Consider the following 20,059-nt stretch of genomic DNA (forward strand, 5'->3'; position numbering starts at 1 on the left):
ACCGTGATAGACAGCAATATAGAAAAACATGTTCTCATTAAAATCTTTACCTGTAATAACTTACCCATGCCTGAGCAAATGGGCAGGCTCATTATGCAGCACTTTATAAGCGGTTTATTTCATCACGCCAACATCCTGAGCAATAACATTCCCCTTGAATGTCACGATATAATCCCAGAGGTTATCGCCCTTCTGACTGGGATAAAAAGAATACTCGTACTTTCCATTCGTAAAGCGATATCCCCTGAAGTCGCAGACATCAGGGCAATTTGTATTGATGGTCTCGCCTTTAAGGACAATTGAAGAATTATCTTTTACTTTTCTGGACTTGAGCGAAACGTTATCACAGGTAAGATTACCTTCCTCACAACTATAGGTGATATCCGCCTTGAATATTTTTCCTTCAAAGTGTGAAACTGATTTTGCTAAAGACAATGAAGGCAAACCAATAAGCACCATGATAATAATATGGATTATTTTCTTTATCATATGTTGATTCCATTTACGAGTCACTATCATGCTGAGCTTCAGCTGTAATACGCGATTACATTTAACTAAAAACATCTTCTATGAAAATTCATTTATGATATTTAGCGTTACTGTATCCCTGGAGCTTTCCACAAAAAATAAATTAATTTTTATATTTATTATAGAGAGATTCAGCATCCTGGCTTTGCGCAAGTAGCGTGCATGTCATCATATTGAAATTTCCTGAAACCGAGCCTGTAAGGTTCATCTTCAGATAGTCATTGATTAACTTATCGCCCTCGCTGAATGCTTCAACGGGAAGATGGCTTATCTCTAACCAGGCTGACGCGCTTTTAAAGGCATCATCAGTAAAAGCCTTGTCAGTGGTAGCTTTACCTGCGCAACGGTTGAGAAGCCAGTTGCTGAAAATCTGCGGTTGTTTAAACGAGTCAGGAGCAGGAGGCGTTATCGCCAGCGCCGCAGGAGATGACGTCAGAGCCAGTAAAATCAGTAACTTTTTAATTTCAGTATCCACAGGGAGGCAACATCAGGAACAAAACTACCATTTTCTGCACCACCCAGGAAGTGACAGGTATCAGAGCAGATATTGCCGTCAGAGTGTCACACGCCCTCGGGCATTGCTGCAGTCTTATCCCTAACCTCAGTTAAATACATAAACGAAAACTGCCATAAAAACAGCCCAGCCAACGGTCAGGAAAAACGTAAACTGGTAAAGGTGGAGCGTTTTTTCCATCCACACCATTTTCTCTCTGGGTTGTTGCTGCACAAATTCATAGGCCTGAATACTGACATTTTCAGACTTAGAAAAACGCATTTTCCGCCCCTTTCTGAGATTCATGAAAAATGCTACTTTCTGATAATTAGCATAGAATCCCAAATGATTTGCAACTTTAGTGGTCAAGTCTAGTTGCAACCCTGTACTTTGATAAAGATTGATAAAATCCTGATAAGCTTTTTGATTAACTCTAAAGAACCACGCAGTATAAACATGCAGCGAAATAACTAAAACAGATAAAATTAAGCTGCCATACATAAAAAAATCATACCAAATCATAAAATCTTATCCATCAAAATACCCGCCCCTTTTTCACCCAGCTTAGCAGAGCCATAACCACCCACTGTGGAACCAACTATTCCACAAGCTAATGCACCAATGCCTCCGGTTGCAACACCCAGTGCCACACAGGCAGATGTTGCAAGTGTTGCAGACGCCGCACCACCTAAGATAGCTGCAGTCGTGCTTGCTGCAAACTTAGAATACTCTTTCACCGCCACTTTAGAGCATTCATTTTCTCTTTCTTTGGTACAACTGTGATAAACCTCATTAGTCGTATTTACAGCACTAAATCCTATCGAAACCCACCCACCCATTTTCATGAATTTTGCTGCTTTGGCTGCACTATCTACATAGGTCGAATAACCACGTATTGCTGTTGTGCCTGCCGTTTGCCAATCATGGATGATAGAGGAACTGGAAAGGTTTAATGCATGTTTTATCTTCTCGTAGGGGCGCAAATTCAGCACAAATCGGGATAAACGATTCAGTAACACTTCAAGCTCACCAAACAACCGCTTCCGCTCAACAAAAAACTGCTGACCGAACAATGTTCCAGATGTCAGATATTGATTACGATAGGCATTTTCAATGGCGGTAAGTTTATTGCCAATTTCATTAAAATACTTCTCGCCTGCGTCACCTATGATACCTGAGGCTTTATCCATAAAGTTGGTAATTGCAGCAATAGAGGCATAATGGCGGTTAAAGAAATCAGCCTCATCAACCGTCAGATGAGTGACACTATTATTGGTTCTGGATTTAGCCTCTTCCAGAGTGCGCATGGCTGCAGGATGATTGTTACCGTCAGGGTCAGCAACGATTAAAATCTGGCCTGGTTTAGCCCATGCAACATCAGCATTTAATTGCAAAAAATAGTTCGCGGCAGACATATTGCGCGTGCCATAAAGCCACATTGCCTGCTCAGTCAGTCTTCCCGGACGCTGAACAACACAAAATCCCGGCTCAATTGAATTTTTTCAGCCATAAACACCCTCCTTTTGCAATTAAATGAGCAAAACGTATAACCACTGCATTAATTCATTAATTTTAATGAAGATACGCCCCCTTTTCGGAGGCGTCGTTTATTACGCTTCTTTGTTGCCTTTGATGTCCCAGCCTGCGCTGCTCTCTGCGCCTTTGCCGCCGGAAGCGCTCTGCTCCCAGTACTGCTGCTTCACTTTGGATGCCTGGAAGGAGTAAGTCATTCCGAGGGTATCGCCGTTGTCGGAGCCATTGTAATTCACAGCGGTCACCAGAACGTCTTCCAGGGTGATGCGTGCATACTCAACCTGAGAGCCGCCCGCTTTACAGATAGAGAGTTCAACTTTAGCGAGATGCTTACCGCTTGCGCAGTTCTTCAGCAGCGCCGTAGTTGACTTATCGATTAATGCATTCACGTGCAGGTCGTTAAAGTTAACCTTACCGGCACCGCCGCCGCCGCCAACAGACATGTTGCCTGGCTGAGAGGCACCCCATGAGAAAGAGGTAATATCGGTCCAGCCAGTGTGGTTTGAGTCTTTCGACTCGCCAGTAACACCGTCAACCTTCATAAACATATCAATAGCCATTATCTTTCACTCTTTATTGGTTGAGATTATTGCTTTCAAAAAAGCAAGGATATGGCAAAAAGAAAAGCATGGGGCTGAATAAAACAGTCCATATTTTACCTTTGCCTTGCTTCTGAAATATCGTCATAAACGATATTTCAGATACCGAATTACCAGACATTAAGCCGGGCAATATATATTCATCTTTTCATAATGCGGAATCGAGGTTTTCACCTTGTATTCAGAAAGCAGAGAAGCACTTAATAAATTCTTCTTAGCTTATCTCCTGCCCAGTAAAAACCTAACGAAACAGTGACTGAAAGAGTAATCAGAATACCGTTAATTATTTTCATCATTATCGTGACATTCCAGTCACAGAAGAAAATGAAATAACCTGTACAGCTGAATAAAATCAGGCCAGAAATAAATTTCAGCAGGAGATGTAATAAATACAGGACTAGCTTTTTAACCATGCTGTCATCCTCCCTGACACTCATTTCAGCAAACTTTCTGTCAGGCATCAGGCGCAAACCCCTTTCGCGCCTGAAAACCTTGCGACTCAACGTTTAAGCATTGTCATTCTTCAGTGACGGCAGCTTAGAAACCAGACGCAGCGAAACGGTCAGGCCTTCCAGCTGGTAGTGCGGACGCAGGAAGAACTTCGCAGCGTAATAGCCAGGGTTGTCTTCCTGCTCTTCCACATTCACCTCGGCAGCAGCCAGCGGCTTGCGGGACTTGGTCTCCTGCGAGGAGTTAGCCGGATCGCCATCGACGTAGTTCATCACCCAGTCGTTTAGCCAGCGTTCCATCTCGTCGCGCTCGCGGAAAGAGCCGATCTTGTCACGCACAATGCACTTCAGGTAATGCGCGAAGCGACAGCAGGCGAACAGGTAAGGCAGACGCGCCGCCAGACGGGCATTGGCGGTGGCATCGGCGTCGTGATACTCCATCGGCTTCTGCAGTGACTGCGCACCGATAAAGGCGGCGAAGTCAGAGTTTTTGCGATGCACCAGCGGCATAAAGCCGTTTTTCGCCAGTTCGGCTTCGCGACGATCGCTGATAGCGATTTCGGTCGGGCACTTCATGTCCACGCCGCCGTCATCGCTCGGGAAGGTGTGGCACGGCAGGTTTTCCACTGCACCGCCCGACTCCACGCCGCGGATCGCCGTACACCAGCCATACTCTTTAAATGAGCGGTTGATGTTGGCGGCCATGGCGTAGGCGGCATTGCTCCAGGTGTAGTTGCCGTGATCGGAACCGTCGGTCTGCTCTTCGAAGTCGAAGCTGTCGACCGGGTTGGTACGAATGCCATAAGGCAGACGCGCCAGGAAACGCGGCATCACCAGACCCAGATAGCGTGCATCTTCCGATTCACGCAGGCTGCGCCAGGCAGCATATTCGGTGTTCTGGAAGATCTTGGTCAGATCGCGTGGGTTCGCCAGCTCCTGCCAGGACTCCATCTGCATCACTTCCGGCGCGGTACCGGTAATGAACGGACAGTGCGCGGCCGAACCGATACGTGCCATCTCACCCAGCAGCTCAACATCCTGCGGGCTATGATCGAAGTAGTAGTCACCCACCAGGCAGCCAAACGGCTCGCCGCCGAACTGACCATACTCCTGCTCATAAATCTTCTTGAACAGCGGGCTTTGATCCCAGCCGGCACCCTTGTAACGCTTCAGAGTACGACCCAGCTCCTGCTTGGAGATGCTCATAAAGCGGATTTTCAGCATCTCGTCAGTTTCGGTATTGTTCACCAGATAGCTCAGGCCGCGCCAGGCGCTTTCCAGCGACTGAAACTCCGGGTGGTGAATAATCTGGTTTACCTGCTGCGACAGCTTTTCGTCGATCTCCGCAATCAGCGCCTGAATGGTCCGATACGCATCGCTGGAGACGGTGACGGTGTTTTCCAGCGCCTGCTGCGCCAGAGTTTTCACCGCGCTTTCGACCGCCGCGCGCGCCTGATCGCTTTTTGGCCGGAACTCTTTATGCAGCAGCGCACTGAACTCATCCTGACTGAAACTGGCTGCGCCCTGCGACTGCGGTTGTTGTGAAGTCTGCGTCATGCCTGCGGCTCCTTACCTTCAGTGGCCTCATCCTGCTTTGGCAGATGGGTCAGGGCCTGCAACAGCGTAGGATCCTGCAGCACCTTACCAATCAGCTCTTCCGCACCGTTTTTGCCGTCCATATAGGTCAGCAGGTTCGCCAGCTGGGTACGCGCTTCCAGCAGCTTGCTCAGTGGCTCGACGTTACGGGCCACCGCATCCGGCGAAAAGTCATCCATGCTGTCAAAGGTGAGATCGATGTTCAGCTTGCCTTCGCCATTCAGGGTGTTGTCCACCTGGAACGCGGCGCGCGGCTTCAGCGCTTTCATGCGCTCATCGAAGTTGTCGATGTCGATCTCCAGGAATTTCCGTTCGTCGATGCCCGGCTGCGGCTCCAGCGGTTTACCCACCAGATCCGCCAGCACGCCCATCACAAACGGCAGCTGGATTTTGCGTTCCGCGCCATAAATTTCCACGTCATATTCAATCTGAACGCGAGGCGCGCGATTGCGGGCAATGAACTTCTGCCCACTGGATTTGCTTGTTGCCATGGTTTTCTCCATCAATGATGCGCGGATAATGTGTCACAGCAGGCGCGCAGGTCCCGCTGTGTGAGTGGGTCACGCCTGCTTAGTCGCGACGTCCGAAAATGGTTTCCAGCTGATGAACGCCATCGGGTGCCAGTTCGCGGATGATCTCCAGAAAGTCGCGCTCGATTAAGCGCTGTACCCGATCAATCATCAGCGGGGCCGGATGACTCGGCTCATGCTGGGTGAAGTACAGTTTCACTTTCTCCAGCATCAGCTGCGCGTCGGCGCGGGAACTGATCTGTACCGTGCGCCAGTCCGCTGCAGCGCGCGGGGCCGCTGCGACAGCCGCCGGTGCAGCGGCTTCTGCGGGCTGTTCCGCCGCTGCGGTGGGAATCAGCTGGCTGAGGTCCGTGGCCTGGCAGCGTTCGGCGATCAGTGCAATCTGTCGGCGCATCTGTATCAGTTCCGGCACTGCCGCCTCGCCCAGCCGTTCGGCGATGGTTTCGCAGATGGTTTGCAGCCGCTCATGAATCTGCAGTACCGCCTCAATGCCGGGCTGGTCGCCGCGTGCCAGTTCGTCGATCAGACGCGGCAGGCCGCCGGGATAATCCGCCACTTCGGTTTTGCTGCCGTCACACAGGGCGGCAGCATCGCGCAGCGAGATGCCGTCGGACGGATAGCGCAGCAGCCAGCACTGACGCACCGCGCCGCTCAGGGAGGTCTTGTCACCCAGCAACGCCAGAGCATTGATACGGTAGAAGGGATCCTGTTCGCCGTACTCTTCCAGACGAGGCCACAGCGGCTCCCAGTAAAGCAGCAGCGCCTGTTCAATCAGCTTCAGACCCTGCGCATAGCCCGGCAACCCTTTCAGCTCCGTCCAGGCATGCGTCAGCGCCAGCATCACCCGCAAATCTTTGCTGCGGCCCAGTAAGGCTATTGCCAGCTTCTCAACTTTGTTCCAGTCGGCGGGTTCCGCGGGAATGATGGTATCGCCGAACTGCTGTTCCGCTTTGCCGGCACTGGCCTGCTCCATCGCCTGAAAATCGGCGTCGTACTCCAGGTTATCGCCGCCGGGATTCTCTTCACTGACCGGAGCCAGCAAGGCCTCTGTATTCATCGTCATGCGTGTCGCCTCAGGATTCAAACATCGGGGGATAAAGTCCGTTTCGTCCCGGCTTTGCCCCACCGGCCGGATCAAACAGCAATGAAAAGAGCTGAGCGGTGAAGTTACCGCTGTGGACCTGGGTATAAAGCGGGAAGCCGTCGCTTTGATTGGTCCACCAGAAACTGGTGTAAAACTGCGGGTCGAAGTTCTCGCCCGGCAGCGCCCAGTTCAGCGTCGAGGGCGTGTCGCCATGCCCGATGACGTTGAGAATATCTGATGACTCGCCCGCTTCCTGCGGCGGTTGCGGCTGCGGAATGCTGATCAGCGCCTGATCCAGTTGTTCCGGCGATCCGCCTCCCTGCACCACCCGCAGCAGCGTATTGCCCACCTGCTGATACCACTCGCCGGAGCGGGCCAGCAGCGCGGGAGACCACTCGGCGGGGGTGAAGTGGCGCAGCGCGCAGAGCGGATAGTTACGCCCTACGCTGTCCCGTGCGGCGATCAGGCAGCCCATCTGGATCAGCTGACTGCCCAGCATCGGCGGCACCACAAAATTCCAGACCGGCGCGTTAAGGAACGGGCGCGACGGGGCGTTTTCACTCTCCTGGCTGCTCTGCCAGTGATGCAGGCCCACCTGAAACCAGCTGGACCATTGGCGATAGAGCACGTCAGGAAAGCGGCGCTTCACAAAGTCACCTGCGCTGGGCAATTTGCCGTACCAGCAGGGTGCAGCGTAATGAGTCATTGTCGGGTCCTGTTTCAGGGGCAGCTAAAGCCGGGAAGCTGGAACGGGTTACGAATGCTGCCAGGGGTGAACGACAGCGTGACCTGATGGCCCTCCACGCTGAACGTGGCTTCACGGGTCAGGCCGCCTGCAGCAGTAACCCGGGCGCGGTCAAAGAAACGATTGAGCGCCCAGGGGCCGCTGGTGACCAGCGTCGACGTGGTGCCGTTGGTCAGGCCCAGCTGCATCCGCACCTGGCTGGTGCCGCCAGGGCCGGGCCAGCTGACCATCTGCACGGCCTGCGGCCCGTGGCTGTAACGCAATTGCTGACCATCCACATCCAGCGTCAGGTTGAGGATGTCATTGTCCATTTTTACGGTGCGTAGCGTGACGCGGAAGCCTGGCGTGGTTGCGCCGTTGGCAAAGAACGCATCACGAATTGACTGCGCCTGCTGGAAAGGACGAAGCAGCGCTTCGCCACCCGGCAGCGTTTTGCCGTCAATACCTGGTGTAAAGCGCCACGATGCGTTGGTGGTGTCGACTTTGCTGGCCAGGTTGTCGCGGAAGAAGCTGTCCATCATGCCGCTGCCAGGCGCAAACATCCGGGCCAGGTCGTCAGGTGTCACTTCACTGCGCGCAGAGCGCACCAGCGGATAACGACCGGCGATCGCCTGACGACAGAAACTGCCCACCTCCATCGTGATACGTTTACGGACGTTATCCATGTCGCGGCGCTGTGCATCACTGCTGGCGCCGACCGCCATGCTGGAGACCATATTCTGTAGCGAACCGGGAAGTCGTCCGGCACTGGCCTGAAGACGACTGATCGCATCGCTGGCCGGTGGCGGCATTCCGCTGTTGGCGGCATCCTGCACCGCCGTGAGGTAGCGATAAAGGTCGTCAATCTGGTGCAGGAAGTCATCCACCGCCAGCACCTTGCTGCCCTGCTGCAGCGGCTGTGCCAGCTCAAGGATCGGCGCAAAGTGCACAGCAACGGCCTGTTCCGGAGAGACCTGCGTTGCCGCCTGTCCACGCGCAGCGCTCGCTTCAGGTGACGTAAACAGCGCTTCCAGAGTACGGGTGGCGCTGTTATCCGACGGTTTTGCTGCCTGCGCGGATTTCTCATCGGGTTGCGCCCGGTTCAGCGTCAGCAGATTGCTGAGATTGATGACCAGCTGGCGCAGCGGCGAGTGATTGCCTGACAGCAGACGCGCGGTGTTGATACGTTGCGAAAGGTCGGCGCTGCTGTTGAGCTGGATATCACTCAGAAACTGCTCCCACTGGCGGATATAGTCCTGCACATAGAGCTGACGCACCGCGAGATCGGTCTGCTCACTTTTCTGTTGCGGCGCAGCACCGCCCAGTACCCAGAGATCGTCCTGATAAAGTGCCTGCGTTACCGGGGCAATCTGCTTATCGACATGCTGCCAGTAACCGTCCGGTGTATAGAGACCGGACACCCCGTCATTCACCGATTTACCGCTTTTGCGGGAAAACACCAGCTCGCTCTGAGGCCCGCCCAGCGACGCCAGCGTGACCGGTTGCAGGCTGTCATCCCGTTGCAGCAGGCGCTTCAGTCGTCCATAAACCCGCTGTGACAGCGGCATCTGATTAATCATTTCCTGCTCGCGCTTTACCAGTGCGTCATCCTTCGCGTAGGGCGACGAGTGGATCTGCGTTTCCAGCAGCTGTTGCAGATGCCACGCCAGCTGTTTTACCTGCTGCTGCGTGACGTTCTGCGGCAGCTCACGTGAGAGATTCAGCATCAGCCAGGCCTGCAGAAATTTGCCATCGTAGTGCTTCGGCTGATAGAGCATTTGATACGCCTTCAGCGCTTCATAGCTGTAGTCCGCATCGCTGCCAGTGTCATTACGCAGCCAGCGGGTGATGTTCTGTGCCACTTGCGGCAACAGCAGCTGTTTCAGTGCTTTGTCGTAAAGCGCGCGGGTTGCATCGCTGACCTCGGTGCCGCGATAAAGCCCCATGCGGCGCGTCAGCGGTGGAGACTCCAGCGAGAAGTCGGCGCTTTCTGGCAGGTGCAACAGGGTGTTGAGATAGGGCACCAGCGCAAAGAGATCGCCGTTGACCTGCTGCTGAAGCTGATTGCCCAGTTGCTCAACCTGTGGCCCTTTAGCAGCCATCTCCTGCAGGTAAGTTTTGTTCTTGCTGTAACTGGTAAGCCACAGTCCGCCCGCCACCAGTAGCAGCACCAGCAGCGCCAGATACCCCGACCACAATCCGGCGCGGTTGCGCAGTTCCCACCAGCGATTACTGCCCGCCAGGCCCGACTCCTGGAAAATCACATTTTCCAGCACTCCTTTCAGGAAGAAGCTCTGGCCTTTGTTCTGCGGAATTGGCGCGTCTTTATCAACCTGATCCCATCTGCCTGATTCGCCCGCCTGCTGGCCTGGCAGATTCAGCGCGCGGTTCAGCTCGCCCATCACCCGGTCAAACGGCAGTCCTTCCTGGGTGCCGCTGGCAAAATAGATGCCGCGTGGCGCGAACTGGGTTTCAAAATCGGAGCGGGCAAACAGCGTATCAAGTGCGTCTGCCAGCAATGGACGTAACGCCGCAAACTCCTGTGGGAAGAGATAACTTTCCGCCCGCGCCTGGGCGTCACTCTCCATCAGCAGACGGTCGGCCAGTCCGGCATCAAGTCGCTGTTGCAGCAGTGAATACTCCTGCTGGAACTGGCTGTTCAGCTCAAAATCGGCGGCAGATGCCTTCGCCCACGGAAAAGTGAACCCCCAGATTTGTTCGCGCTGGGCTTTGTCCAGTGAGCCGAAGTAGCTGCGGAAGCCTTTAAGCAGGTCAGCTTTGGTGACCAGCACATAGACCGGGAAACGGATGCCGAGACGATCGTGCAGCTCCATCAGACGCTGACGCAGCGCCAGCGCCTGGTTGCGCAGTGCCTCGGGCGACTGGCTCAGCAGATCGGAGACGCTCAGGGTGACGATGACACCGTTAATTGGCTGACGTCCGCGATATTTACGCAGCAGGTCGAGGAAATGATGCCATTCGCTGGCATCGCTATCCTGCTGACTCTCCTGGGTGCTGTAGCGCCCGGCGGTATCGAGAAGGACTGCATCATTGGTGAACCACCAGTCGCAGTTGCGGGTGCCGCCGATGCCGCGCAGCGCCGACTTGCCGAACTTGTCCGCCAGCGGAAACTGCAGGCCGGAGTTGACCAGCGCGGTGGTTTTACCGGCACCGGGTGCGCCGATGATCATGTACCACGGCAGCTGATAGAGATACTGGCGGCCAAAGCGCTGCGCCCAGAACGGCGTACCCTTGCTGCTGTGGCGCTGAAAATGCGCCTTTCTCAGCATCTCTGTGGCTTCAGAGAAGCGCCCTGCCAGCACCTGCTCTTCACTGGTCAGACGCTGACGATCTGCTTCCGGCGCATCGCTTTTGCCGGTTTCCAGACTCGACATCAGCTTGCGGTTGAGCCAGTAATTGTAAAGCCGTGGTATCGCCTGCCCCAGACCCCAGACCAGATAGAGCAGTGCGATACTGATCATCCGGTTCTGCTCTGGTTCAAGCGGCCGCGAATCAACGATAGAGAAGACCGGGCCAATGACCCAGATAATGAATGAGAGCGCGGTGATGCCGACGAAGCCCCACGCGAGGCGGCTGGTCAGCACCGCAAACAGAATATTCAGCATGGATCAGTTCCCTCTCGCCAGGCCGTTGAGTTCGGCATGCGTCGCATCCGGCGCCACCAGCAGTGTGATTTCAACGCGACGGTTACGTGCGCGATTTTCTGCGCTGTTGTTTGGCACCAGCGGATTGCTTTCGCCGCGCCCTTCCGCTTTCACCCGTGATGGATCTGCCAGTTGCTGTTGCAGCAGGGACTGCACCGACCGCGCGCGTGCCAGCGAAAGCTCAAAGTTGGAGCCGAAGCGCGCACTGCGGATCGGTACGTTATCGCTGTAACCAATCACCTGAATCTGGCCACTGACGTTGTTCATGGCGGCGGCAATGCGCTGGATCACGTCGACATAGCGTCCGCGCACGTCGGTGGCCGCCGAAGCAAACAACCCATCCCCTTTCAGAGTCACTACGCTGCGATCCGCTTCATCACGAACCGCCACCAGCCCGGCATCAATTTCCGGTTTCAGGAAACCGCGCAGGTCGAGCGTGGCGGGCGGTGGCGGCGCAGGGTTGCCGATCTTCACTTCCGGTAGCGCCGTCTGATAGATGCGGGCCAGCACCGGCGAGGTGTAATCGCCCAGACGCCAGTTGAGCACGATATAGAACAGACAGGCCGCCAGCCCGGCGACTGCGGCGCAGGCCCAGAGCGGGATCATCGGTCGCCACAGCTTGCGCAGCACCGGTTGATCGGTGGGATGCGGTGACAGCGCCGTCGCGTAATTGCCGCGCACGCTTCTGATCATCTGCAGCAGACGCTGTTTGATGGTCTCCAGCTGCGAACGGCCATTGTCCAGCACCCGGTAGCGGCCTTCGAACCCCAGCAGCAGGCAGAAGTAGATCAGCTCCAGCATCAGAATGTGGCGTCTTGGGTTCTGCGATAGCTTGGCCAGTAGCTGGAAAAACTTCTCGCCACCCCAGGTTTCGTTGTGAAACGTCACCAGTAAGCCGTTGCTGGTCCAGACGCCGCGGCTGCCCCACGGGGTCAGCGCCGCCGCCTCATCCAGCGCGGTACAAAGGCAGTAACGCGCGCCGATGATCACTTCGTAGCCGAGACCGGACTGCTGGCAGCTCAGCTCGAAGCGGCGAATCTGGTCAATCAGTTGCTGGCGCAGTTGCGCCGGATCGTCATGCGATACCGAATGGCGGATCTGTGGAATCGCGTTAATCAGGGGGTTAGCCGCCGCGACCAGCACATTCTGGTGGCTGGCATCGGGCGCAAGATCGCTGTGTGATTTTTGTTGTTCCTGCATCATGCTGCGTGCTCAGTTTATTATTCTGACTGACTGCGGATGGCCCAGAACTCCATGTTCAGGCCCGGAAACTCACCGGCAAGATGCAGCGCAAAAGCGCCCGAGCGCTCCATCTCTTTCCATAGCTCGCTGTTCTTATCCAGTTCGAAATAGCTGTATCCGGCATGCCACGGGATCTGCGGCGGCGCGCCAGGCATCGCCCGAAGTGCCAGGCCCGGTAGTTGCAGCTGCACCAGATCGCGGATTTTACTGACCGGAGCGACTTTCATCTGCGCCGGGAAATGGGTTTTTAGGGTATCAGCCGGCACGCTGGCTTTTACTGCCAGCACAAAGCCAAACTCATGCACCATGCTGCTTTCCGGTACAGTGGCGACGTTCAGGCCGTGCGAGCGCTGGGTCAGCGGCAGCTGAATCGCGCTCTCTTCCATGACCTGCGACAGTCCCTGGCGCAACAGCAGCGACAGACGGCTAAAGCAGCTGTGGAGATCGTCATGGTCATAAAGCGGCAGCGCTTCAGGTGCGCGGGCGGGCGTCCAGGTGCTGAGTTCCGCCGCCAGTTGCAGCCAGTGGCTATAGAGCGTTTCAGGATGCAGTAACGGCAGATGTTGCAGATGGCTGTGCAGGCCAAGCTGACGATTGAGCAGCGCCAGCAGCATAAAATCGACCATATCAGCGCTGTTGAAGCGGCCGGTGCCCGGCGCTCGCTGACTCAGTTGCTGACTGCGCTGCTGGATCAGCCCGTGCAGGTCGTTAAACATGTTTTGCAGTGGACGACTGCTGTTCAGGCCCAGCATCGGCGGGATGTAGTCGCTGTCGAGCCGGATGTGATTGTCGCTGCGTTTTTCAATCACCTGCGCCACGCCCATCGCAGTCCACTCGGCGGTGAGATCCTGCTCCAGCATCAGACGCAGGCGCAGCTTACCGAATTGCACTGTGGCGCTGCCCACGGCCTGTGCGTTGTCATCTTCCACGTCCGCTTCCCAGGCGAGATAGCGCGCCAGAGAGTCCTGCGACTCCTGGAAAGCGACGGCTTCACGGCCATTGCGTCGGGCCGGTATCGCCAGCACGACCTTGCTGCGGTCAACAGAGGCCGGAAGATCCAGCGGTGCCGGGCCATGCTGTGGCTGGCTGAAGGAGAAAAATGTGCCATCCGGCAGGCAGCCGCTGGCGGCGCTCAGCGCAAGTTTTCCCTGACGCAGCAACGCTTCATCAAACTCCAGATCGTAAAAGCCCCAGGTATAAGCGCGCTGTGACTGGCCCCACTCACGCAGGGTGCTGAGAAGATAATTTTCTGACTGCTGGAAATGATGGGGACGCAGGAACATCCCCTCGGTCCAGACCACTTTTTCGGCTCTGTTCATAGGCATCACTGTTTTTCCACGCGAAGGCCATTAATCCCCGCCACAATGCGCGCATTCAGCTCGCCATCGTTACGTTTCCAGAACGCCCAGAATGAGGGCGACGCATCTTCAGGCACCGGCAGCGACAGGCGCCAGACTTTGCCGTCCAGCGCCTGATATTCCGCCATGATGCCGATGAAGCGTGTCTCCGGCAGGCTCTTGATGCGCAGCGTTTTACTGCGCTGCTCGGGTGTCAGGAAGAACTGCTGGGTATTGAGTTGTGCGCTGCCCAGTACGGTGGCGGACTGGTTTTGCAGGGAGAAGAAGTCTGCTGACATGAACTCCGCATCGGAGCTCAGTAACAACACCCGGACTTTCAGCGGCGCACCGCCATTGAGCTGATTCTGTCCTTGCACGTCCAGGTTGTAATAAGCCACAGGCTGCTTACTGCTGCTACAGGCCGCCAGCAGCAACGCCAGCAGTACTATCAGCCCACCACGCAGTTGAGTTGTTCTCATCATCAAGCCCTCCCTGCTTTTTGCGATTAGTTAATGATCCAGGTTCCGTTGGTGCTGTTCTGACAGGCAGTGCTGTCACCATTCACCGCGACACAGGTTTTCTTCTTGCTGCTACTGCGCGCACGACGTTTAGGCTGATCGGCTTTAACTGTCTGATCGTAGAGATCGCTTTTCACCACGGCGCGAAACGGCACATAGCCCGTCAACGTAACTGTCGCCTCCGGCGTGGCAGATTGCGGTGCATCTTTCACGGTAGCCGTGCCGCTATCCGGTTTCGCTTCTGCAGCCTGGGCCGGTTCACCCAGCGCCAGCCAGTTGTTCTCCACCTGACCAATCACGGTATAGCTTTCACCGGTTTTCAGCGTCTCCACCACCTTGCCACCGTAGCCTGGCTGGCTCATCACCGAGCCAGGATAGAGCGCGCGGTAAGTCTCGTTAATCGGGCTGAACTGCGCAGGGGGTTTTACGGCATAACGGTGGCTGAGCGCTACGCCGTCCACCGTGCTGGTGACCAGTGTGTCATCGGTCATTTTTGGCGGTGTTTTACAACCCGCGAGAGAGAAAACAAACATCAGGCCTAGTGCAATGTGGAGCTTCGCCATTTTTTTCATGTTGTGTTCCATTCATATCCTGGAGAGAGGCCAAAGGCCGGTTGTGAGTGTTGAAAATTTAGAAACAGGGCTTGAAAGAAGCGCAATCAGGGCCATTCAGAATGATCATTCTTAAACGAACGGCGCAAAACTGTTGCGTAACCTTACAAAAAACGATCAGTTAAAGTTAAGTATGAAAAACCATCAGCGAAGGTATGAGCGGGAATGAAGAAGAATCTGACCTGGCAATAAACGATCAGAAACATGATCAATTTTTTCCCGGCAAATTTGAGCAGGCAGGCAAAACCCAAGTTTTACTAATGCCATCCCTGGTCGTAAAACCGACAAACTGAATACGATTTACATACACAACGCTATTCGCTTACGAAATAAAATGACTTAACACACCTGTTAACACATGAATTAAATGCTTAACTTTCATGTATTTATTATCATTATAAAATTTCATAGCTACCGCACGAGCCAGGTAGTCCCTGCCCGTGGGTCTGAAATTACGATCCATGTGTAAATATAAGCTGCGAGTTTACAGAAGATTGACAAAATTTCAACGGGCCTATTTCATTAGAATTTACTTAAGAAATAATTAACTAAATAAGTTAAGCCAAATATGTCGAGCTTTTAAGCACCCACTTAGGACAAATCTTAACAACATGCAAAAATATAAAGTATTTTTACAAATTAGTGTTTTCACCCCTGAAGCATCATTAAAGTAACTCATGTAAAAAGTGGCGCTGATTGCGGGTGACGGAAGCGTGGTGAGAAACGGCATCCTTCACTGAAGTGCCGTTAAAGCGGCAGGATTTATCTGTAAAGAGACAATTTATCAATGAGTTAATTGATTGAATGACAGCGTTGCCGTGTGTGAAGAAGGGAAAGGAATTAAGGCAGATAAGCGAAACGCTACACGGCCACACTCTGTGCGCAGCCAGGACTGATTAAGCGTTCTTTACAAAAATCTGACCGCTGATAAGTTTAAGTGTGTCAGCAGGTTACAAAGTCGGGACATAAAAAAACCACGCCTCAGCGTGGTTTAACGGTAACAAACGGAAAAATTATTTGGTCAGGTCGATCAGAAGAAGCCCAGCGGCTCGATGCTGTAACTGACCAGCAGGTTTTTGGTCTGCTGATAGTGGTCCAGCATCATTTTGTGCGTCTCGCGACCAATACCCGATTTTTTATACCCACCAAACGCGGCGTGTGCCGGATAGAGGTGGTAGCAGTTAGTCCAGACGCGACCGGCTTTAATCGCCCTGCCCACCCGATAAGCACGGTTGATATCTCGTGTCCAGACGCCCGCACCCAGCCCATAAATAGAGTCGTTAGCAATGCTGACCGCTTCCGCCTCATCCTTAAAAGTGGTAATGCCAATCACCGGTCCAAAGATCTCCTCCTGGAAAACCCGCATGCTGTTGTTGCCTTTCAGCAGGGTTGGCTGAATGTAGTAGCCGCTATTAAGTTCATCATCCAGCTTCTCAACACCCCCACCCACCAGCACTTCAGCTCCCTCCTGTCGGGCAACCTCAAGATAAGAGAGAATTTTATCAAACTGCTGCTGTGACGCCTGTGCGCCCACCATGGTCTCGGTGTCCAGCGGATCGCCCCGTTTAATGGTTTTAACCCGCTTCATCACGGCCGCCATAAACGGTTCGTAGATGGACTCCTGCACCAATGCACGTGATGGACAGGTACAGATTTCGCCCTGATTCAGGAAGCCCAGCACCACGCCTTCAGCGGCTTTCTCAATAAAGCTCTCTTCCGCCTGCATGATGTCTTCAAAGAAGATGTTGGGTGATTTGCCCCCCAGTTCGACCGTTGAGGGAATCAGGCTTTTCGCTGCCAGTTCCAGGATATGACACCCGGTGGCGGTAGAGCCGGTAAAGGCCACCTTAGCAATGCCGGAGTGAGAAGCCAGCGCTTCGCCTGCCTCTTTACCAAAGCCGTGCACCACGTTCAGCACGCCTGGCGGCAGCAGATCTTTAATCAGATCGACAAAAACGGTGATCGACAGCGGCGTCTGTTCTGCCGGTTTAAGTACAACGCAGTTACCTGCGCCCAGCGCCGGCGCCAGTTTCCAGGCCGCCATTAACAGCGGGAAGTTCCAGGGGATAATTTGCGCCACCACGCCCAGCGGCTCGTGGAAATGGTAGGCAGCGGTGAACTCATCAATCTCTGCCGCACTGCCTTCCTGCGCCCGGACACAACCGGCAAAGTAGCGGAAGTGATCGACCGCCAGCGGCATATCCGCCGCCAGCGTTTCACGTACCGGTTTCCCGTTGTCCCAGGTTTCATAGACCGCCATGGTCTCCAGATGCTGTTCCAGCCGATCGGCGATCTTCAGTAACAGCAGAGAACGTTGTTGTGGCGATGTCTTTCCCCAGGCGTCAGCCGCCGCAGCCGCAGCGGCGACGGCGTTATCTACATCGGCGGCATCTGAGCGGGGAAACTCACCGGCCGCAGAGCCGTTCACTGGCGAAGTATTGGTGAAGTAGTTGCCGTTCACCGGCGCGACGAATTCACCATTAATGAAGTTGCCATAATTCTTTTGTAATGTGATCAGAGAACCCTGTTCTCCGGGGGCGGCGTAACGCATGGTCATTCTCCTGACAGGTGACTGATGTAACAATGATGAAACTTATTATTAACATGAAGCATCATTGAGAGCCTGTCAGGTCTGTTATCCGGAAACTGTGACCGCCCCGAAGGAATAGGCGTTTCCGCTTCGTCTTTAGATAATTCCGACTTTTACCCAAACGGCTGTTCAAAGAGAAACTTCTGCGGCACAAAGAGGGTCAACCTGAGGATAAATTCATTCTGGAGATGAACATGCTGGCTTCAGCTATTACCCTGATGCGCGCTAAAGCCAATTTCGTGCATCAGTTTATCCGCAACCCACGCAAGATGGGCAGCATTACGCCCTCATCCGAGGCGTTGTGCCGCGCCATGATTGCATCAGTCGAATGGCCTGAAACATTACGTGTTGCCGAACTCGGCGCGGGTGATGGGGTGCTGACGCGCTGGATACTGGAGCAGATGTCACCTGACGCCACGCTGGATGCTTTCGAGATCAGTAACACGCTGGCAGACAAACTTGTTGCGATGGATGATCCACGCATGACAGTACGGACCTGTTCTGCGGAGTACCTGAGCGGGGAATATGACGTGATTTTCTCTGGCCTGCCGCTGCTGTCACTTCCGCCTGAGCTGCGTGAAGCCATTCTGCGCGCGGTTTATAACGCCCTCGGCCCGAAGGGCGTGTTTGTGCAGTTCCAGTACACCTCGCTGACCCAGCCTGACTTGTCGCGCTACTTCACCTGGGAGCGCCAGCGGGTGCTGAAAAATGTGCCACCCGCCTGGGTTTATCGCTGCACGCGTCACTACGCGCCCTGAGCACGCCCCATTGCCGGGCGCGTCTGTTGCCAGAATGCCACCAGCAACGCACGCGCCCAGTCTTTTCCTTCAATGTCGTTTGCCCCATCCTCTTTACAGCCCTCAGGCAGGCATGCGTTCATGATGTGCCGTGTAAATTCGGGATGAAACTGCACCGAGATCGCCTGCGGCGTATAGCGCACAATCTGACAGCCATCGCGTGCAGACGCGGCCAGCACCTGCGCCTGAGGCGGCGCGCTGATAACCGACTGACGATGCGATAGCCAGACGCTGAAATCCTGTGGCAGGTTTTGCAGCAGCGGATCGCGCTGCGCCTGAGCTGAGCAGCGAATCGGTAACAGACCACGCTCCCATCCATTGGGGTTATCTGCCACTTCGCCGCCCAGCGCATAGGCCATCAGCTGATGACCATAGCAGACGCCCAGCAGCGGCAGATCATGATCAATCGCTGCCCGAATCCATGCGGCACTGCGTTCGCTCCACTCAGCGTGATCGGTGACCATCGCCCAGGAACCGCTGAGGATCGCCCCGGATATCTGATCGAAATCGGGTAATGCCTCGCCCAGATGGGGCCGGACAATCAGGTACGCATCAGGTTGCAAATCCAGCGCATCAATAAACCAGCGTGGCTGTTCACCAATCTCTGAGACGACGTTTGCGGGTGGGACTTCAAGCTGAATTAACGCAAGGGGTAACGCGGACACAGGTGTCATACCGAATCGGTTCCTTAAGAAGTCGTTTCAAATCAGTCTGCCAGCATCGCACGCAAAAGTCTCAGCGGCTGCGCGGCAATTGCAGAAAATTTGTTGCTGCGATTGGCTGGAATGCCGCAGTTCGTGCCATCATTAGCGGGCTAAGCAAAAATCATCAAAAGGATATTATCGTGGCTGTGCGGCATTTTTTTCTGATTCTGATGGTGGTTTCAATCTGGGCCTTCAACAACGTTGCCGTGAAATGGGGCCTGCTGGAGCTGCCGCCTCTGTTTCTGACGTTTATGAGATTTGTGGTCGTGGCCATCGTGCTGGTGCCGTTTTGCCGGATTAATCGTCAACAGTTACGCTGGCTGCTGCTGCTGGCGTTTACGTTCGGCTTTATGCACTTCTCGCTGCTGTTTGTGGGCCTGCGCTACACCGATGCCGGCACCGGTGCGATTGTGGTGCAGTTAGGTACTCCCATTGCGATGCTGCTGGCAATGGTGGTGTTGAAAGAGAAGCTGAAGCTGGTACAGTTGATGGGCATTATGATCTCGCTGAGCGGCGTGGTCGTGCTCTCCGGCAGCCCGACGATTCCGTCCTGGTGGGTGCTTTGTCTGCTGCTGTGCAGCGCCACCGGCTGGGCCGTCAGTAATCTGATTGTGAAGAAGTCACCGCCGATAAAGCCCTTAACCATGACCGGATGGATTGCGTTCCTGGCGATTCCAATCACAGGCGCGTCCAGCTTTGTGATGGAGTCGAACCACCTCTATGCCCTGCAGCATGCAGGCTGGCACGGCTGGTTCGCGATTCTCTACAGCGCCATCGCCTCATCGATTGTGGCGTATACGCTGTGGTATATGCTGCTAAAGAAATATAACGTCAATCTGATCATGCCCTACTCGCTGCTGACGCCGGTTTTATCCGTGCTGATGGGGATTGTGGTACTCGGTGACAGCCTGAACAGCTTTAAGATTATCGGTGCTTCACTGGTGATCCTCGGCACGGCCATCGCGGTGATTAACCTGCGTAACCTGCGGATGCATGCCCGCTTCCCGCGCCTGCGGCGGCGTTAATCCGGCGTGCTATGCTTGAGAAATGACCTTTCTC

Annotated in this window: 18 protein-coding genes; 2 read left to right on the forward strand and 16 right to left on the reverse strand. The window is 54.5% G+C overall.

What is annotated here, in order from left to right:
- Window positions 1–114: 114 nt before the first annotated feature.
- The 15 genes from KTJ90_RS11650 to exaC all read right to left on the reverse strand — a co-directional run bounded on the left by KTJ90_RS11650 (window position 115) and on the right by exaC (window position 17,460).
- Entirely contained in the window at window positions 115–489 is a 375-nt protein-coding gene (locus KTJ90_RS11650; protein WP_105099293.1) for a hypothetical protein, read from the reverse strand.
- Window positions 490–631: 142 nt separating this feature from the next.
- Window positions 632–1,003 carry a T6SS amidase immunity protein Tai4 family protein gene (locus tag KTJ90_RS11655; RefSeq protein WP_499024696.1) on the reverse strand — a complete coding sequence of 124 codons (372 nt, stop codon included), beginning with the start codon at window positions 1,001–1,003 and terminating at the stop codon, window positions 632–634.
- Between the two features lie 126 nt (window positions 1,004–1,129).
- Window positions 1,130–1,543, reverse strand: a complete 414-nt coding sequence (locus KTJ90_RS11660; RefSeq protein WP_140916476.1) for a hypothetical protein — start codon at window positions 1,541–1,543, stop codon at window positions 1,130–1,132.
- Window positions 1,540–2,460: a hypothetical protein gene (locus KTJ90_RS11665; protein ID WP_499024698.1), complete on the reverse strand. Its 921-nt coding sequence runs from the start codon at window positions 2,458–2,460 to the stop codon at window positions 1,540–1,542. The genes KTJ90_RS11660 and KTJ90_RS11665 overlap by 4 nt, the downstream gene beginning before the upstream one ends.
- A 171-nt stretch (window positions 2,461–2,631) precedes the next feature.
- The gene (locus KTJ90_RS11670; protein ID WP_003853303.1) at window positions 2,632–3,114 is read right to left on the reverse strand and encodes an Hcp family type VI secretion system effector; all 483 of its coding nucleotides are present in this window, start codon (window positions 3,112–3,114) and stop codon (window positions 2,632–2,634) included.
- 545 nt (window positions 3,115–3,659) lie between these two features.
- Window positions 3,660–5,159 (reverse strand): type VI secretion system contractile sheath large subunit, encoded by a 1,500-nt coding sequence (tssC, locus tag KTJ90_RS11675; RefSeq protein ID WP_499024701.1) that lies wholly within the window; start codon window positions 5,157–5,159, stop codon window positions 3,660–3,662.
- The gene (gene tssB / locus KTJ90_RS11680; protein ID WP_008925979.1) at window positions 5,156–5,689 is read right to left on the reverse strand and encodes a type VI secretion system contractile sheath small subunit; all 534 of its coding nucleotides are present in this window, start codon (window positions 5,687–5,689) and stop codon (window positions 5,156–5,158) included. The genes tssC and tssB overlap by 4 nt, the downstream gene beginning before the upstream one ends.
- A 79-nt stretch (window positions 5,690–5,768) precedes the next feature.
- Window positions 5,769–6,785 (reverse strand): type VI secretion system protein TssA, encoded by a 1,017-nt coding sequence (gene tssA, locus KTJ90_RS11685; protein WP_192377803.1) that lies wholly within the window; start codon window positions 6,783–6,785, stop codon window positions 5,769–5,771.
- 16 nt (window positions 6,786–6,801) lie between these two features.
- Window positions 6,802–7,518 carry a type VI secretion system-associated protein TagF gene (gene tagF / locus KTJ90_RS11690; protein ID WP_003853313.1) on the reverse strand — a complete coding sequence of 239 codons (717 nt, stop codon included), beginning with the start codon at window positions 7,516–7,518 and terminating at the stop codon, window positions 6,802–6,804.
- A gap of 14 nt (window positions 7,519–7,532) precedes the next feature.
- Window positions 7,533–11,162: a type VI secretion system membrane subunit TssM gene (gene tssM, locus KTJ90_RS11695; RefSeq protein ID WP_499024704.1), complete on the reverse strand. Its 3,630-nt coding sequence runs from the start codon at window positions 11,160–11,162 to the stop codon at window positions 7,533–7,535.
- 3 nt (window positions 11,163–11,165) lie between these two features.
- On the reverse strand, window positions 11,166–12,404 hold the full coding sequence (locus KTJ90_RS11700) for a DotU family type VI secretion system protein (protein WP_003853319.1): 1,239 nt from the start codon (window positions 12,402–12,404) through the stop codon (window positions 11,166–11,168).
- A 17-nt stretch (window positions 12,405–12,421) separates the two neighbouring features.
- Window positions 12,422–13,762, reverse strand: a complete 1,341-nt coding sequence (gene tssK / locus KTJ90_RS11705) for a type VI secretion system baseplate subunit TssK (protein ID WP_033743186.1) — start codon at window positions 13,760–13,762, stop codon at window positions 12,422–12,424.
- 5 nt (window positions 13,763–13,767) lie between these two features.
- A complete protein-coding gene (gene tssJ / locus KTJ90_RS11710; protein ID WP_003853323.1) occupies window positions 13,768–14,262 on the reverse strand; it encodes a type VI secretion system lipoprotein TssJ in 495 nt (164 codons plus the stop codon).
- A gap of 23 nt (window positions 14,263–14,285) precedes the next feature.
- Window positions 14,286–14,882, reverse strand: a complete 597-nt coding sequence (locus KTJ90_RS11715) for an SH3 domain-containing protein (protein ID WP_140033517.1) — start codon at window positions 14,880–14,882, stop codon at window positions 14,286–14,288.
- 1,057 nt (window positions 14,883–15,939) lie between these two features.
- Complete coding sequence (gene exaC / locus KTJ90_RS11720) at window positions 15,940–17,460, reverse strand: aldehyde dehydrogenase family protein (protein ID WP_499024707.1); 1,521 nt, start codon at window positions 17,458–17,460, stop codon at window positions 15,940–15,942.
- Window positions 17,461–17,693: 233 nt separating this feature from the next.
- On the opposite strand from exaC, the gene KTJ90_RS11725 reads away from it, so the two are divergent.
- On the forward strand, window positions 17,694–18,257 hold the full coding sequence (locus tag KTJ90_RS11725; protein ID WP_110411545.1) for a class I SAM-dependent methyltransferase: 564 nt from the start codon (window positions 17,694–17,696) through the stop codon (window positions 18,255–18,257).
- On the opposite strand, the gene KTJ90_RS11730 is transcribed toward KTJ90_RS11725, so the two are convergent.
- Complete coding sequence (locus KTJ90_RS11730) at window positions 18,245–18,970, reverse strand: glutamine amidotransferase (protein WP_003853332.1); 726 nt, start codon at window positions 18,968–18,970, stop codon at window positions 18,245–18,247. The genes KTJ90_RS11725 and KTJ90_RS11730 overlap by 13 nt on opposite strands.
- Window positions 18,971–19,140: 170 nt before the next feature.
- Between KTJ90_RS11730 and KTJ90_RS11735 the strand changes: the two genes are divergently transcribed.
- Window positions 19,141–20,025 carry a DMT family transporter gene (locus KTJ90_RS11735; protein WP_499024709.1) on the forward strand — a complete coding sequence of 295 codons (885 nt, stop codon included), beginning with the start codon at window positions 19,141–19,143 and terminating at the stop codon, window positions 20,023–20,025.
- The last annotated feature ends 34 nt before the right edge of the window (window positions 20,026–20,059 follow it).

The sequence above is a fragment of the Pantoea jilinensis genome (assembly GCF_019104105.1).
GTDB lineage: Bacteria > Pseudomonadota > Gammaproteobacteria > Enterobacterales > Enterobacteriaceae > Pantoea > Pantoea eucalypti.